Origin of the sequence: Millisia brevis NBRC 105863, assembly GCF_001552615.1 — a bacterium.
In the GTDB taxonomy this organism is placed as follows: Bacteria; Actinomycetota; Actinomycetes; order Mycobacteriales; family Mycobacteriaceae; genus Millisia; species Millisia brevis.
In genome coordinates this window covers 392661-407701 of sequence record NZ_BCRN01000003.1, presented here as the reverse complement: position 1 = coordinate 407701, position 15041 = coordinate 392661, and the positions used below count along the sequence as shown (strand labels likewise).

Here is a 15041-nt window from a genome sequence, read left to right as displayed (position 1 = left end):
CTGCACCAGGCCCTCGTCCTCGAGCTGGGAGATCGTCGGGTACACCGATCCGGGGCTGGGGGTCCAGCGTCCCTCGGTGCGGGTCGCGATCTCGGCGATGATGTCGTAGCCGTGGCGCGGCTGCTCGGACACCAGGGTCAGCACCGCGAGCCGAACGTCACCGCGAGCGGTGCGGCGGCCGCGGCGACGCCGCGGGCCGAACGGGGGACGCGGTCCGCCGGGGCCGAAGCCCGGACCGAACGCGCCGGGGCCGAACGCACCCGGACCGAAGCCGGGGCCGAAGGGCGGGCCATCGCCACGCCGACGGCCGCGGCCGCCGTGTCGGCGCCCCCTGCCCTCGGCGTCCTCGGCGCCGCCATCGCGGTCGTCGAAACCGTTCTCGCGTGCCATCGCGTGCAGGGCGGCGACATCGGGTCGCGGCCCCGGCCGGCCTCCGCGCCGCCGGAACTTACCGGCAGGGCCGAAGGGGCCGAATCGCATTTCGGGTTCCCATGCGGGATTCATGGCAGTCATCAGGTGACTCCTTCTTGGGTTGTGTCCGCACATCTCGGCCTTTCGCCATCTCGGCGCGGACGTTTCTGGTCTGTTGGTGCGCGCTGCTCGGGGTTCCCGGCGCTTCGCACGTCGTTAACGATATATCGGGATGCGTCGCGATGCAACCATCAATTTTTCGCGGCGCGATCGCGTCGGACCGCGATGTTTGAATGGGTGGATGTTGCACGGCGTGTGGGCCCCCGGATCAGGGCTGATGCTCTGGCGCGCCGGCCGCGACGGCGACCCCGCAGGCGCCGCGGCGTCCGACGACGAGCTCGCCGGACTGCCCCGATCCGTGGCCCGCGCCTTCGCGCGCACCCCTCGACACCGCACGACGATCGGCCTGCCCACCGGCGACGGCGAGGTGCCGGCGACGACGATCCGCACCATCGGGGTCGGCCCGGCGGACGCGGTCGAGATGCTGCAACGGATGCCGGACCGCCCGGAGGTCGTCTCGGGGGAGTTGCGCTACCTCTCGCACGTGGTCGCCGGTCTCGCGGTCTGGGCCCGCAGCGGCCGGGTGGTCCCGGCGTTGACCCGTGTCGACGACGAATGGTGGGTCCGCTGGCAGCCGATGGTCGATCGGCCGCAGCGGGCCTGGCGGGCGGAGTTGCTCGGGCTGATGCCGCCGGTGCAGGTCTCGCTGGGCGACCGGGCGGCGATCTTCGACGACCTGGTCGCCGAGCTGGTCGACCCGCTGGTGCGCTCGATCATCGGACGCCCGCCCGCGGCGCACAAGCTGACCGAGGCGCTGATCGACGGGGCCCCGATCGCCGGTGTCGGCGAACGGGATCGGCGGGCTTTCGAGCGATGGCGCGACAGTGTGGTCGACGACTCGCGGCTGGTCCTGCGGCTGGTCGAGCCGGATCCGGCCGACACCAGGGTCGCCCCGCTGGGATCGGCGGTGGAAACCGAGCCCGAGGACGACATCCTGTGGACGCTCGAGATCCTGATTCAGGACCCCGGCGCGGCCCCGGTGCCGTTGCGCGAGATTCGCGCGCGCGATCCGCTGCTGTTCGCCGAGGGGGCTCGCACCCTCGACCTCGCCCGCACGATCTGCCCGATCCTCGCGCTGGCCCCGGAATCGCCGAGCGGTGACCTGCTGCTGCCGACTGTCGCGGTCCTCGACCTGATCGAGCGTGGCATCCCGGCGCTGACCGCCGCGGACATCACCGTCCTGCTGCCGCGGGAGTGGACGTCGGTCACCGCGTCGCTCAGTCTGCAGGTGCGCTCGCCCGCCCTGCCGAAGACCGGTGTCGAGGGCGGCGTCGGCATGCCGGCGGTGCTCGCCTACGACTGGCGGCTGGCACTCGGTGATGTCGAGTTGACCGAGGAGGAACTCGACCGGCTGAGCACCGCGAGCGCGGAGTTGGTGCGGCTGCGCGGCCAATGGGTGCGGGCCGATCCACGCGCGATCGCGGCGGCGGTCGCCTATATGGGCAAGAACGCGCCGCCGCCGGAGCCGACGCTCGGCGACACGATGGCGCTGCTCGCCGGCGGAGACGATCCCGACCTGCCGCCGATCGAGGTCACCGGCACCGGCTGGGCGGTCGAGCTGCTGCGGGGCGATCTCGAACCCGAGCCGGTGGAGATGCCGGCCGATTTCCGTGGCCGGCTGCGTCCCTATCAGCAGCGCGGCGTCGACTGGTTGGCCTTCATGACCGCCGCGGGCCTCGGCGCCGTACTCGCCGACGATATGGGCCTCGGCAAGACCGTTCAGCTGCTGGGCCTGCTCGCCGCCGAACGGGCGCGGGAGGCGCCGGGGGCGACGCTGCTGATCGCGCCGATGTCGGTGATCGGCAACTGGGAGCGCGAGGCCGCCCGCTTCGCCCCCGGTCTGCGGGTGCTGGTGCAGCACGGCTCCGGTCGGGCGACCGAGGACGCGCTGGTCGCCGGCGCCGCCGCGGCGGATCTGGTGATCACCACCTATGCCTTGTGTGCCAGGGATATCGCCACCCTCGCGCGCATCCCGTGGCGGCGCGTCGTGCTCGACGAGGCGCAGCACGTCAAGAATCCGGCGACCGCCGCGGCGAAAGCCGTTCGGCGGCTGCCCGCGCGACATCGGTTGGCGCTCACCGGAACACCGGTCGAGAATCGGCTCTCCGAGCTGTGGGCGGCGCTCGACGTGGTCAACCCCGGCATGCTCGGGCCGTTGTCCCAATTCCACGCGCGCTACGCCGTCCCCATCGAACGGGAGGGCGACCAGGACGCGCTCGCCGCGCTGCGCCGCCGCACCGCGCCGTTCATCCTGCGGCGGGTCAAGACCGATACGTCGATCATCGCGGACCTGCCCGAGAAGTTCGAAATGACGGTGCGCGCCAACCTCACCCGCGAACAGGCTGCACTGTACCGCTCGGTGGTCGACGACTCGATCGCCCGCATCGCGGAGTCCGAAGGAGCCGAACGCAAGGGGCTGGTCCTCGCGACGCTCACCCGCCTCAAGCAGGTCTGCAACCATCCGGCCCACTACCTCGACGACGGCTCGCCGGTGGTGCGCCGCGGCGCCCACCGCTCCGGCAAGCTCGAACTGCTCGACGACATCCTCGACGCCGCCCTCGCCGACGGCGAAAAGGCCTTGCTGTTCACCCAGTTCCGTCAATTCGGGGACCTGGTCGTCGGCTATCTGACCGCCCGATACGGCGAGGAGGTGCCCTTCCTGCACGGCGGGGTGGCCCGCAAGCGGCGCGACGCGATGGTCGAGCGATTCCAGACCCCCGACGGCCCGTCGATCATGATGCTGTCGTTGAAGGCCGGTGGTACCGGTCTGAACCTGACCGCCGCAAATCACGTGGTCCACCTGGATCGTTGGTGGAACCCGGCGGTGGAGAACCAGGCGACCGACCGCGCCTTCCGGATCGGTCAGGGCCGCGATGTGCAGGTCCGCAAGCTGGTCTGCGTCGGCACGATCGAAGAGCGCATCGACGAATTGCTCGAGCGCAAGCAGGGGCTCGCCGACGACGTGGTCGGCGTCGGGGAGCGGTGGATCACCGAGATGGACGACGCGGAGTTGAAGGAGATCTTCGCGCTGTCGGATGTGGCGGTTGCCCAATGAGTACCCGCTCCGCGGCGGCCTACGGACGTACCGACTGGGGGCGTCGGTGGATGGCGCTGGTCGAATCGATGGCCGAGCCCGGTCGGTACAGCCGCGGGCTGGGATACGCACGCAATGATCACGTGACGTTGCCGTCGATCGAACCGGGGGTCATCCGGACCCATGTGCGCGGCAGCCAGCCCGCGCCGTTCCAGGTGACGATCACCCTGCGCACCCTCGATCAGTTCCAACTCGACGAACTGATCACGCGCCTGCGGGACGAACCCGGCGTCCTGACCCGCGTGGTCGGAGGGGCGATGCCCGAACTGCTGGCGGACGCGGCCCTGCCGGAGGCGCGCGATTTCCGTTGGTCGTGCACCTGTCCCGACCCCGGTGATCCCTGCAAACACGCGGTCGCGACGCTGTGCGATATCGCGCTGCTGATCGATCAGAACCCCGGCGTGCTGTTGGTGCTGCGCGGCGCCGATCCGGAGGTGCTGTTGCGGGGCGTGGAGTGGGAAGCCGACGGCGACGGCCCTGCCGCGCCGGGTCCGATCGACCACTTCGGCAACGACCTCGCCCTGCCGCCGCTGCCCGCCCTGCCGGCCGACGGGGCGACCGCGCTCGAGGTGCTGGACGCGAACCTGCTGCGCCGGGCATTGCGCGGCATCGATCCGGACGATGCGTCGATCGGCTGGGGGGTCGAGGACCTGCGGCTGATGTATCGCCGACTCATCGAATGAGGCTCGCGGAACCCCGAACATATTGTTGAAAGATAAATAGTTTGAAGTCCAAGTAACCGGTAGGTTGGTGGGCATGACAGACCTGGTGAACGTGTCGACGCGCGACGGCATCGGCCACATCGAACTCAACCGACCGAAGGCGATCAACGCGCTCAACCACGAGATGGTGGTCGCCTTCGCCGAGGCGCTCACGGCCTGGTCCGACGACGACAGCATTCGGGCCGTCCTGGTCACCGGTGCGGGGGAGCGGGGCCTGTGTGCCGGCGGCGATATCGTCGCGATCCGCAACGACGCCCTCGCGGTGGCGGATCGGGCCGCGGGCGAGCAGACCGGCTCCGCGCGATTCTGGTGGGACGAGTACCTGCTGAACGCGCAGATCGGCAACTACCCCAAGCCCTACGTCGCGATCATGGACGGCATCGTCATGGGCGGCGGCGTCGGCATCTCCGGTCACGGCAGTGTTCGGGTGGTCACCGAACGCACCCGGCTGGCGATGCCCGAGGTCGGCATCGGCTACATCCCCGACGTCGGCGGCACGCGGTTGCTGTCGCATGCCCCGGGTGGGCTGGGGATCTGGGCGGCGCTGACCGCCATCCACCTGTCCGGCGCCGACGCGATCGCCGTCGGTCTCGCCGATCACTTCGTCGAGTCGGCGAAATTGCCCGACTTCATCGACACGCTGGTGAGCGACGGCGTCGAGGCCGCACTGGCCGCGCACGCCGGGCCCGCTCCCGAATCGGCGTTGACCGACGCCCGCCGCTGGATCGACCCGGCCTTCGCGGCCGACTCGCCCGGCGAGATCATCGAGCGCCTGCGCGCGGTCGAGGGGGACGACGCCGCGGCGGCGACCAAGGCGGCCGATGCGATCGCCGCGAAGTCGCCGATCGCGCTGTCGGTCACGCTGAGCTCGCTGCGGCAGGCGGCGGCCGATCCCGACCTCGAGACCTCCCTGGTTCGCGAGTTCCGGGTCTCGATCAGCGCGCTGACCAGCCACGATCTTCCGGAAGGTATCCGCGCCCAGGTCGTCGACAAGGATCGCTCGCCGTCCTGGAAGCCCGCGACGCTCGCCGAGGTGACCGCCGACGAGGTCGCGGCCTACTTCGAACCGCTCGAACGCGATCTGACCGGCTTCGCCCCCTGATCGTCGGCGGCGCGCCCGTCGCCAGGTTTGACCGCCGCACGTTTCCACCCGTAATCCCGGCCCATTCCCAACCGGAGGAGTACCACCCGCATGTCCGATTACGAGACCATCCTCGTCGAGCGCACCGGTCGCGTCGCGACGATCACGCTCAACCGCCCCAAGGCGCTCAACGCCCTGAACACCACTCTGATGAACGAGGTGGTCGGCGCGGTCGAGGGATTCGATCGTGATCCCGATATCGGCGCGATCGTCCTGACCGGCTCCGACAAGGCGTTCGCCGCCGGCGCCGACATCAAGGAGATGTCGACCAAGACGTATATGGACGCCTTCGCCGAGGACCTGTTCTCCGCGTGGGACCGGCTGTCCGCGGTGCGTACGCCGATCGTCGGTGCGGTCGCCGGGTACGCCCTCGGCGGTGGCTGTGAGCTCGCGATGTTGTGTGACGTGCTGATCGCCGCCGACAACGCCGCCTTCGGCCAGCCCGAGATCACCCTGGGCGTCATCCCCGGCATCGGCGGATCGCAGCGTCTGACCCGTGCGGTTGGCAAGGCCAAGGCGATGGACATGATCCTGACCGGTCGCCGGATGAAGGCCGACGAGGCCGAACGCTCCGGGCTGGTCGCACGGGTCGTGCCGCTCGAATCTCTGCGCGAGGAGGCACATTCGATCGCCGAGACGATCGCCGGGATGTCGCTGCCCATCGCGCGCATCGCCAAGGACGTCGTCAACCAGGCCTACGAGACCACCCTGGTCGAGGGCGTTCGCTACGAGCGGCGGCTGTTCCATTCGACGTTCGCCACCGAGGACCAGAAGGAGGGCATGGCGGCCTTCATCGAGAAGCGCAAGCCGGACTTCCGCCACCGCTGAGGCGCGTACGGTCGGTGAGGGGAACGAGCTTCGTGCCATCTGTACGTTTTCGTGTCACACTCGAAACACGAATACCATCAGTCGCATGAGCCTCGGGGGTCACAGATATGCGATACCGACCTCGAGGAGCAACGGCCATGCGGATCTCCGGTAGTCGACCCGTCGCCGCGACGCTGACCGCGGCCGCCGCATTGACCGTCGCGTCCGCATGGTTCGCGCCGGGTGTGGCGTCCGCGCAGCCGGAGCCGACGATCGACGACGCCGTCACCGCCCTGTCGAGTGTGGCGCCGGACGATCCATCGCTCGAGGCCGCCGAGGCGATCGCCGCGGTGACCGATCCGCTGAGCACCGGAAGCGGCGAGGCCGGCCAGGCGGTATCCGCGCTCACCACCGCGGTGCGGGCCCTCGGTCTCGAGCCGTTCCTCTGGCCGTCGGTCGCGCTCGGCTGTTCCGCGGTTTCCGGGGTGCCGTTGTCGGCGGTGCCGGCGATGGCGGCTTCCGCCCCGGGGCCGTACGCCGTGCCGATCCCCGGCCTTCCCGACGTCCTCAACCCGGACCTCGTCGGCCCGGGCGAGGCGATCTACGCCTTCGTCCCGGCCGGCGTGGCCAACGATCCGGATACGACCGGCATGCAGGTGGCGTGGTTCAACCTGTCGACCCTGCGCGGTGGGTTCGTCGAGATGTCCGGATTCACGCAAGCCCTCTCCGACGCGATCCTCGCCCAGTTCCCGGAGACCGTGCGCGCGCAGTTGGTCGGCCCGGTCGCGGCGGTGGTCGGCACCCTGCCGTCCGCCGGAGTGCGCATCGCCCCGGTCGAGACCGGCAGCGGAACCGTGCTTGCCGCGGTCTTCGGGCAGGTCCGCCACGGCGACCAGACCTGCCTGTTCCTCCCGACCGTGGGCATCACCGAGGTGCCGTGATCGAGCGAGTGGCGGTCGGGGGAGTGGTCCGGTGACCGAGGAGATTCGCCGCGCCTCCGATGTGCCGGGGCACTCGGTGGTAGCCGACCTCGACCTTCCCGAGGGGGATCCCGCTGCGGTTGTTGTCCTCGCTCACGGGGCCGGAGGCAGCCGCGGGGCCGCCAACCTGCTCGCGGTGTCCGCGGCGTGCACCGCGATCGGTATCGCCGTCGCCCGCATCGATCTGCCGTATCGGCAGCTGCGCCCGAAGGGCCCGCCGACCCCGTCCCGGTCGGGTGTGGATCGCGACGGTATTCGCGCCGCTGCCGCGGCGCTGCGCGAACGACTTCCCGACGTACCGTTGGCGATCGGTGGTCATTCCTACGGGGGCCGCCAGGCGTCGATGGTCGCCGCCGAGGATCCCGCGGGCCTCGACGCGCTGATCCTGACGTCCTATCCGCTGCATCCGCCCGGTAAGCCGGAACGGCTTCGTGTCGAACATCTTCCGGACCTCACCGTGCCCACGGTGGTCGCTCAGGGCAACCGTGATCCGTTCGGTACCGCCGCCGACGTCGAGGCCGCCTTCGCGGTCGTCCCGGCACCGGTGACGGTGCTGACGATCGAGAACGCCGGACACGACCTGGCGCCGAGGAAATCCGGATTCGCGGCGATTGTCGCCGCCGCACTCGCGAAGGTCCTTGTCTCCTGATGCGTTCGGGGATGTATGTGGTGTGCCGGCATCGCCGCGCTGTGGTGTGACATGTCGGGGAACAGCTTCCACGAGGACTTCGATCGGTGGATGACCGGACTCGACAGCCTCACGTCGACGAGGGAAGCCTCGGACGAGTGGCGGAGGTACCGGTACGCGTTCGCCCACCGCCTGGGTACGGAACTGGCCGGCGCGACCGAGACCAATCCGCCGGTCGTGGGGTCGGCGGTGTACGGAATCTGGTTGCGGTGGGGATTGCTGTACGTCGGCCAGACCACCGACGCGTTCCGACGCCTGCGTGATCTACCCGTGGGGGAGAGCCATCACGTGGCGAACACCTTTCCACCCGAGATCTGGGATCGAGTGGTCGTCGTCAACTGGCGACTGGCTCCCGAGGCCGACCCGGCGGTGACCTCACTGGGCGAAGCGACGGTCGGACTTGCCTTGGAACATGCGCTCCAACTGCGGGTCCAGCCCCTGGCAAACTCTGCTCGTCGAACGACGGACGGAGGCTGGCGGCCCATCGATCGTGCAAGGAGCCGGTCTCGGGGTGCCGTGGCTGCTCCGAAGATTCGGGATCTGGCGACCGCCGTCCGGCAGGTCTGGGACATGGCAGCGCACCACGAGGCCGGCGATCCGCCGTTGCCGGCCTGGGCGCGCTGCGTCCGGCCGCGCGAGGTCCTCGCACGGATGCGAGCGGAGAACGGTCGCTCGGGCTAGCCGGACACCGGGCCGCCGCTGTCGGTCAACAGCATCCGGGCGAAGTCGAGCAACCAGGTGGTCGCCGAGGCGCTGTCGATCCCGCCGACACCCTGCGCCAACTGCATACCCAGGCCGTCCGAGTAGGCGGCGAGGCGCAGCGCGGCGCTGTGCGCGTCGATGGTGTCGGTGAACGCGCCGTCGGCCTGGCCGCGCTCGATGATGCGGGTACAGCAGGCTTCCCAGCTACGGATCCGATCGGCGTAGTACTCCGCGACGTGCGGGCGGCGGGCGACCAGGCCCCAGTAGTCGGCCCAGATCCGCCAGTGCGCCTTGGCGTCCTCGGTGTCGGCGAACATCGGCTCGGTGATCAGCATCAACGCGGTGATCGGATCGGGTTCGGCATCGGCACGCACGATGGCGTCCCGGTAGAAGCGTTCGGATTCCCCGATGACCAACTCGCCGAAGATCTCGTCGATCCCGGCGAAGTGGTACGTCACCGTTCCCACCGAAACCCCTGCGGCGGCGGCGATATCGCGGACCGAGAGGGCCGCGAGGCTCTGCCGGGCGATCGCCGCCCGTGCGGCCGCCACGATCTGGTGGCGCCGTTCGTCCGGGCTGAGTCGTCTTCGCCGGTCCGGCACGTTGTCAGGCACCGTCGCGCGCGACCCGATCGGTGTACACCCCGTCGTGAACGACATGCCAAGCCCCGCTCGCATCCCGGGCGAGGGCATGGACCCGGTTGTCGATGACAAACTCGCCGGGCGCGCAGGTGATCGACGAACCGGTGGTGATGCGCGCACCCCAGCCGTCGCCGTCGATGTCATAGGACCAGCGGGCGTCGGCACGCGGCGAGAGCGGGTCGCCCTCGACGATGTCGTAACTCTCCTCGGTGCTCTCCAGCCAGAGCAAGCCGTCCGGATATCGCCGACTGCCGCCGTATTCGGGGTCGACGACCAGCCGGGTGCGGCCGGTGGCCACATCGAACGTCACCGCGCGCGGCCCGTTCGGTCGATCCGGCGTCGGCACCGGAACCGCGGCGAGCGGGCGGGCCTGTTCGGGAGAATCGAAGGTGACCGGTAAGCCGTCGGGAATCGTCGGCAACCGCACCTGTGAAGCGGCCGGGTCGATCTCGAACGGTCCGGCGTCCTCGTGGGGCCATACCCAGGGCCAGTAGTGATCGCTGATCGCCACCCGTAGCCGGGTGCCGGGCGCGAACTCGTGGCCGACGGTAACCAGCGGTACGTGGACGTCGACCCATTCGCCGATCGGCATCGGATCGGTGCGATCCCTCCCGTTTCGCCGGGTCAGGTTGAGCACCCCGCGGGTCAGCAGGGTCGAGGCGCCGTCGGGCCAGACCTCGCAGAGCCGCACGATCACGGTCGCCCGCGGCGTGGTGGTGCGCAGCCGCAGCCGGACGGTCGCGGTGCCGAGCAGCCCGGCGGGGCGCTGCGGCAGGTCGAACACGACGCTGCGGCCGTCCTCGGCGCGCTGATCGGGCGGCAGGTCCGTCGACGATCCGAAGGGGAAGAACCGGCCGCTGTCCTGACCGGTGGCCGCCGGGGTGGACACGATCCGTGGCGGCGCTTCGGGACCGGCGAGCGGCAGTGTCACCGATTCCATTGCGGATGGCCAGGTTTCGACTCCGATCCAGCGGCCGAGGCGCTCGACCGGATGGGGAGCGGGACGTTCGCCCTGCTGAATCCATACCTTCAGGTCGGGGTCGTCCTCTACGCCGGTCGGTTCGTCGGCCAGCCACCGATCCCACCAGCGCAGCGTTTCGGAGAGGAAGTCGATCATCGGTCCCGGGGTGGTATCCCGATCCGGGTACTGGTGCGGCCACGGTCCGAGCAGGCCCTTGCGCGGCGCCTCGAGATTCTCCAGCAGTCGGAAAACGGTGTCGCGGTAGGGGTCCGACCACCCGCCGACCGCGAGTACCGCCGCGGTGACCGACCGGTAGTCCTCGCAGACGCTGCCGCGGCGCCAATAGTCGTCGCGGCGTTGATGACCGAGCCAGACCGGGGCGAGCGGTCGCAGGTGCTCGAGGCGGGCGCGCCATTGGTCGATCCACTCCGGTCCGACCACCTCGGGGCGGGGCGGGCGGGCGGTGAAGGCGAGCATGGTGGCCGCCCAGGCGCTCATGTCGATACCGAGCACGGCGCCGCCGACGTAGTGCACGTCGTTGTCGTACCGGTCGTCGGTCGAGCAGCAGGTGACGATCGCGTGCAGCGCCGCCGGCCGGCGCGCGGCGAGCTGCAGGCAGTTGAAGCCACCCCAGGAGATGCCGAACATCCCCACCCGGCCGGTGCACCACGGCTGCTCCGCGATCCAGGCGATCACCGCCTCGCCGTCGGCCAACTCCTGTTCGGAGTATTCGTCGTCGAAGAACCCCTCCGAGCTGCCGGTGCCGCGGATGTCCACCCGCACCGATGCGTAGCCGCGGGCGGCGTACCAGGGGTGGCGCTCGCTGTCGCGCACGGACGTCCAGTCATCGAGCCGATACGGCAGATATTCGAGCAACGCCGGGACCGCCCGGGTGGCGGTATCGGCGGGCAGCCAGACCCGCGCGTGCAGGCGAACACCGTCGGGCATCGGGATCGCCACATCGCGCACGGTGACCCCGTACGCCCGCGGATCGATCGTCCGACGGTCCGCCGCCCGATCCGTTCGGTTGGTACCCGGTGAGGTGTCCACCGTCATGCGCTCAACTCCGTACTCCGTACCAGGTGTCCACCGCCCACATCCACCAATGCGCCGGCGATCGATACTGCCGGCATGTCGATCGCGCTCGCCGTCGGCGGCGCCGCGCCGGGTTCGACGACGGCGTCCAACAGCAGCTTCGTATAGGCGTGGCGCGGATCGTCGAAGAGGGCGTCGGTGGGCGCGTTCTCCACGACCACCCCGCTCTCCAGGACGATCACCCGGTCGGCGATGCGCCGGACCACCGCCAGATCGTGGCTGATGAAGACCATCGCGAGGTTGCGGGTACGGCGCAGGTTGTCCAGCAGGTCGAGCACCTCGGCCTGGACCGACACGTCGAGCGCCGTCGTCACCTCGTCGGCCACCAGGATCGCCGGCTCCGCGGCCAGCGCCCGTGCGATCCCGACGCGTTGCCGCTGCCCACCGGAGAGCTGACCGGGTACCCGACCGGCCATCGACGCCGGCAGGCCGACTTCGGTGAGCAACTGCGCCACCCGCTCGTTCGCCTCGCGGCGGGAACATCGTCCGAAGAAGCGCATCGGCCTGGCGATCGAATCGCCGATGGTGCGCCGCGGATTGAGGGCCAGATCGGCGTTCTGGAAGATCATTTGGACCAGCCGGCGGACCTCGCGGGGGCGTCGACGCTGGGCGAGCAGGTCGAACGGGCCGTCGTCGAGGGTCAGGATCGCCGTACCCGATTCGGCCGGGGTCAGCCCGGCGAGCGCGGTGGCGACCGTCGACTTGCCGCTGCCGGATTCGCCGACCACCGCCACGGTTTCGCCGCGGCGCAGATCGAGATCGACCGAACGCACCGCCGGGCGGGGCGCCCCCGGGTAGCGGATGACGATGTCGGTGCACCGCAGCACGAGCGGGGCGGGTGCCTCCGCCGCCGGTCCGGCCCCGGCCTCCTCGGCGGGGGACACAGCGGCGGTGAAGGACGGGCGATAGGTGGGGGACGAGCCATCGGTCGGGGAGGGAGTATCGGTGGGCGCCGGTATATCCGTGCGGATCGGGGTATCGGGGCGCGGACGGACCCGGGGAGCGGCCGCCAACAGGGCCGCGGTGTACCCGCTGCTCGGCGAATCCATCACCGTCGCAACCGGCCCGGACTCGACCACCCGACCGTTGCGCATCACCAGGACGCGGTCGGCGACCGCGGAGATCACCCCCAGGTCGTGGCTGACGATCAGCACCGCCATGCCGAGACGCCGCTGCAATTCGTCGATCAACGCGAGGATCGCGGCCTGGGTGATCACGTCCAATGCCGTGGTCGGTTCGTCGAGGACCAGCAGGTCGGGGTCGGTGGCGATCGCCATCGCGATACCGACACGCTGCTGCTGCCCGCCGGAGAGTTGATGCGGCCAACGCTCCAGGATCGTCTCGGGGTCCGGCAATCGCACCAGGCGGGCGAGTTCGATCAGGCGCTCGGGTGTCGCCGGCAAGCCGTGGGCGGTCAGCGCCTCGGCGATCTGGGCGCCGATCCGCATCGAGGGGGTCAGCGCCTGCCCCGCATTCTGGGCGACCAGCGCCACCCGCCCGCCGCGCAGCCGTTGAATCTGCGCGCCGCGCAGGGCGAAGACATCGGTCTCGCCGACGGTCACCGAGCCGGTGTCGACCGTCGATCCGCGGCGCAGCCCGGCGAGCAGGGTGCGCGCCGCCGTCGACTTGCCGCTGCCGGATTCGCCCACCAGGCCTACGGTTTCGCCGCGGGCGATCGTCAGATCGAGCCCGTCGACCACCACGACGCGCTGCCGTCCGGCGCGGTAGGAGATCGTCAGGTCGACCATCCGCGCGACGGTCTCGGCCGTGTCGGGGGCGACCTGCGGGGCGCTCACAGCGCACCCCGGCTCGCGCGGTCGACACCGAGGTACTTGCCGAGTCCGTCGGCGGCGAGGTTGAGACCGACCACCAGGATCGCCAGGGCGACGATCGGAGCGACCGTTCCGGCGGGTGCGACGGTCAGGGCGGTGCGGTTCTCGGCGATCATCAAGCCCCAGTCGGGTGTCGGTGGGCTGACGCCGAATCCGAGGAAGGACAACGTCGAGACCAGCAGGACGACCCACGACGCGCGCATCGCGGTCTCGACCAGCACGGTGTCCAGGACGTTCGGCACGACCTCGCGGACGATCACCGGCAGCGCGCGTTCGCCGCGGGCCCGCGCCGCAGTGACGTAGGCGTGGTGCATCACCGGTCGCGCCGCCCCGCGCACCACCCGGGCGACGGCGGGGGCGTAGACGACCACGACCGCCAGGACCACCACCCACAGGCTCGACCCGAAGACGGAGACGACCAGCAGCAGCGCCAGCACCGACGGGACGGCGAGGACGGCGTCGAGGACGCGCACGATCGCGCTGTCCGGCCAACCGGGGAAGTAGGCGGCCACCGCGCCGATCAACGTGCCGATCACGACTGTCGCGATCGTGCCCAGCAACGACACCAGCAGCGCGAACCTGCCGCCCGCGACGACGCGGGACAGGATATCGCGACCGTACTGATCGGTGCCGAGCCAATGGCTGGAACTGATGCCCTGCAGGGCATTCGCCGCGTCGGTGGTCAGCGGATCCGCCCGCACCAGCAGCGGGCCGAGCAACGCGACGACGATGGTGAAGGCCACCAGGCCGATGCCGATCCAGGTGCCGGTGCCCAGTGCGGGCAGTTGCCGCCGGACGCGAGGGGTCGATGGGGCGGTCACTCGGTCACCTCCGTGGTCGATGTGGGGGAGGGCACGCGCCGGGCCGCCCTGCCCGGTCGCGTCTTGCTCGGGCGTGTGTTGCTCGGCCGTTGTCGGGGATCGAAGAGCATCGCGACGAGATCGGCCAGCAGATTGACCGACACGTAGACCAGCGCCGACAGCAGGGCGATCGCCTGCAGGACCGGCAGGTCGCGGGTGGAGACGGAGTCGATCATCAGCTTGCCGAGTCCGGGGTAGTTGAAGACCGATTCGACCACCACCACTCCGCCGAGCAGCCACGCGACGTTCAGCGCGATCACCGGCAGGACCGGGAGCATCGCGGTCGGCAGCACATGGCGCCACAGAACGCGGCGCGGGGCAACACCTTTCATCGTCGCCGAGATCGCGTGCTCGCTTTCGAGCCCGTCGACGACCGAGGTACGGGTCGCCCGCACGATGTAGGCCGACATCGCCAGGATCAGCGTGACGATCGGCAGGATGGCGGCCGGCACCAGTTCCCCGAAGGTCGCCTCGCTGCCGGCGAGCACCACCGCCGGGAAGATCGGCAGGGCGATGGCGAAGACCAGCACCAGCACGGTGGCCACCACAAATTCGGGGATGCTCATCGCCGCGAGGGTCGCGACCGAGATCGCGCTGTCCGCCGTGCGGCCGCGCCGAGCGCCCGCGTACACCCCGAGCAGGACCGACAATCCGATGCCGAAGACGATCGCCGGCACCGCGATGATCAGGGTGTGGGAGAAGGCCGTCCACACCACCGGGGCCACCGCGTTTCCGCTGACCAGCGAGACGCCGAAATCGCCGGTCGCCGCGTTGCCGAGCCACTCGACGAAACGCAGCCACACGTTGGTATCGAGGCCGAGCCGCTCGCGCAGGGTGGCCACGGCCTCCGGTGTGGCGTTGCGGCCGAGCAATTGCTCGGCGACGTCGCCCGGCAACGCCTGGGTGGCGAAGAAGACGAAGAACGCCGAGAGCGCCAACGTCACGACCGCCGTAGCGGCCCGGCGCGCGATCGCGATCACCATGCCC

At 70.4% G+C, this 15041-nt stretch carries 13 protein-coding genes; 7 read left to right on the top strand and 6 right to left on the bottom strand.

Annotated elements, in window-relative coordinates; genetic code table 11:
• Positions 1 to 513 (bottom strand): PadR family transcriptional regulator (locus MB1_RS06640; RefSeq protein WP_245650050.1); only part of this gene is annotated, 513 nt, incomplete at its 3' end.
• A 199-nt stretch (positions 514 to 712) separates the two neighbouring features.
• Here MB1_RS06640 and MB1_RS06635 point away from each other — a divergent pair.
• The 7 genes from MB1_RS06635 (at position 713) to MB1_RS06605 (ending at position 8644) form a co-directional block, all read left to right on the top strand.
• Positions 713 to 3586 carry a DEAD/DEAH box helicase gene (locus tag MB1_RS06635; RefSeq protein WP_066904924.1) on the top strand — a complete coding sequence of 958 codons (2874 nt, stop codon included), beginning with the start codon at positions 713 to 715 and terminating at the stop codon, positions 3584 to 3586.
• Positions 3583 to 4308 (top strand): SWIM zinc finger family protein, encoded by a 726-nt coding sequence (locus tag MB1_RS06630; RefSeq protein ID WP_084351033.1) that lies wholly within the window; start codon positions 3583 to 3585, stop codon positions 4306 to 4308. The genes MB1_RS06635 and MB1_RS06630 overlap by 4 nt, the downstream gene beginning before the upstream one ends.
• A 64-nt stretch (positions 4309 to 4372) precedes the next feature.
• A complete protein-coding gene (locus MB1_RS06625; RefSeq protein ID WP_439646926.1) occupies positions 4373 to 5449 on the top strand; it encodes an enoyl-CoA hydratase/isomerase family protein in 1077 nt (358 codons plus the stop codon).
• Positions 5450 to 5539: 90 nt separating this feature from the next.
• Positions 5540 to 6316 carry an enoyl-CoA hydratase gene (locus MB1_RS06620; protein WP_066904918.1) on the top strand — a complete coding sequence of 259 codons (777 nt, stop codon included), beginning with the start codon at positions 5540 to 5542 and terminating at the stop codon, positions 6314 to 6316.
• Between the two features lie 137 nt (positions 6317 to 6453).
• Positions 6454 to 7236, top strand: coding sequence for a hypothetical protein (locus tag MB1_RS06615; RefSeq protein ID WP_066904916.1), 783 nt, complete (start codon positions 6454 to 6456; stop codon positions 7234 to 7236).
• A 31-nt stretch (positions 7237 to 7267) separates the two neighbouring features.
• Positions 7268 to 7924 carry an alpha/beta hydrolase family protein gene (locus tag MB1_RS06610; RefSeq protein WP_245650049.1) on the top strand — a complete coding sequence of 219 codons (657 nt, stop codon included), beginning with the start codon at positions 7268 to 7270 and terminating at the stop codon, positions 7922 to 7924.
• A gap of 51 nt (positions 7925 to 7975) precedes the next feature.
• The gene (locus tag MB1_RS06605; protein WP_157083930.1) at positions 7976 to 8644 is read left to right on the top strand and encodes a hypothetical protein; all 669 of its coding nucleotides are present in this window, start codon (positions 7976 to 7978) and stop codon (positions 8642 to 8644) included.
• Here MB1_RS06605 and MB1_RS06600 read toward each other — a convergent pair.
• From MB1_RS06600 to MB1_RS06580, 5 genes are read right to left on the bottom strand one after another with little or no spacing between them, the layout of a single operon-like run.
• The gene (locus MB1_RS06600; RefSeq protein ID WP_218000193.1) at positions 8641 to 9279 is read right to left on the bottom strand and encodes a TetR family transcriptional regulator C-terminal domain-containing protein; all 639 of its coding nucleotides are present in this window, start codon (positions 9277 to 9279) and stop codon (positions 8641 to 8643) included. The two genes, MB1_RS06605 and MB1_RS06600, sit on opposite strands and share 4 nt — an antisense overlap.
• Positions 9272 to 11323, bottom strand: coding sequence for a CocE/NonD family hydrolase (locus tag MB1_RS06595; RefSeq protein ID WP_084351029.1), 2052 nt, complete (start codon positions 11321 to 11323; stop codon positions 9272 to 9274). The genes MB1_RS06600 and MB1_RS06595 overlap by 8 nt, the downstream gene beginning before the upstream one ends.
• A complete protein-coding gene (gene nikE / locus MB1_RS06590; protein ID WP_218000192.1) occupies positions 11320 to 13158 on the bottom strand; it encodes a nickel ABC transporter ATP-binding protein NikE in 1839 nt (612 codons plus the stop codon). Before nikE ends, MB1_RS06595 begins: the two co-directional genes overlap by 4 nt.
• Entirely contained in the window at positions 13155 to 14015 is an 861-nt protein-coding gene (locus MB1_RS06585) for an ABC transporter permease (protein WP_066904913.1), read from the bottom strand. The genes nikE and MB1_RS06585 overlap by 4 nt, the downstream gene beginning before the upstream one ends.
• Positions 14012 to 15037 carry an ABC transporter permease gene (locus tag MB1_RS06580; protein ID WP_066905082.1) on the bottom strand — a complete coding sequence of 342 codons (1026 nt, stop codon included), beginning with the start codon at positions 15035 to 15037 and terminating at the stop codon, positions 14012 to 14014. The genes MB1_RS06585 and MB1_RS06580 overlap by 4 nt, the downstream gene beginning before the upstream one ends.
• Positions 15038 to 15041 lie beyond the last annotated feature (4 nt).

Coding starts and splice junctions, on each gene's coding strand:
- MB1_RS06635 (WP_066904924.1), top strand. CDS start 713: ATGTTGCACGGCGTGTGGGCCCCCGGATCAGGGCTGATGCTCTGGCGC.
- MB1_RS06630 (WP_084351033.1), top strand. CDS start 3,583: ATGAGTACCCGCTCCGCGGCGGCCTACGGACGTACCGACTGGGGGCGT.
- MB1_RS06620 (WP_066904918.1), top strand. CDS start 5,540: ATGTCCGATTACGAGACCATCCTCGTCGAGCGCACCGGTCGCGTCGCG.
- MB1_RS06615 (WP_066904916.1), top strand. CDS start 6,454: ATGCGGATCTCCGGTAGTCGACCCGTCGCCGCGACGCTGACCGCGGCC.
- MB1_RS06605 (WP_157083930.1), top strand. CDS start 7,976: ATGTCGGGGAACAGCTTCCACGAGGACTTCGATCGGTGGATGACCGGA.
- MB1_RS06595 (WP_084351029.1), bottom strand. CDS start 11,323: ATGACGGTGGACACCTCACCGGGTACCAACCGAACGGATCGGGCGGCG.
- MB1_RS06580 (WP_066905082.1), bottom strand. CDS start 15,037: ATGGTGATCGCGATCGCGCGCCGGGCCGCTACGGCGGTCGTGACGTTG.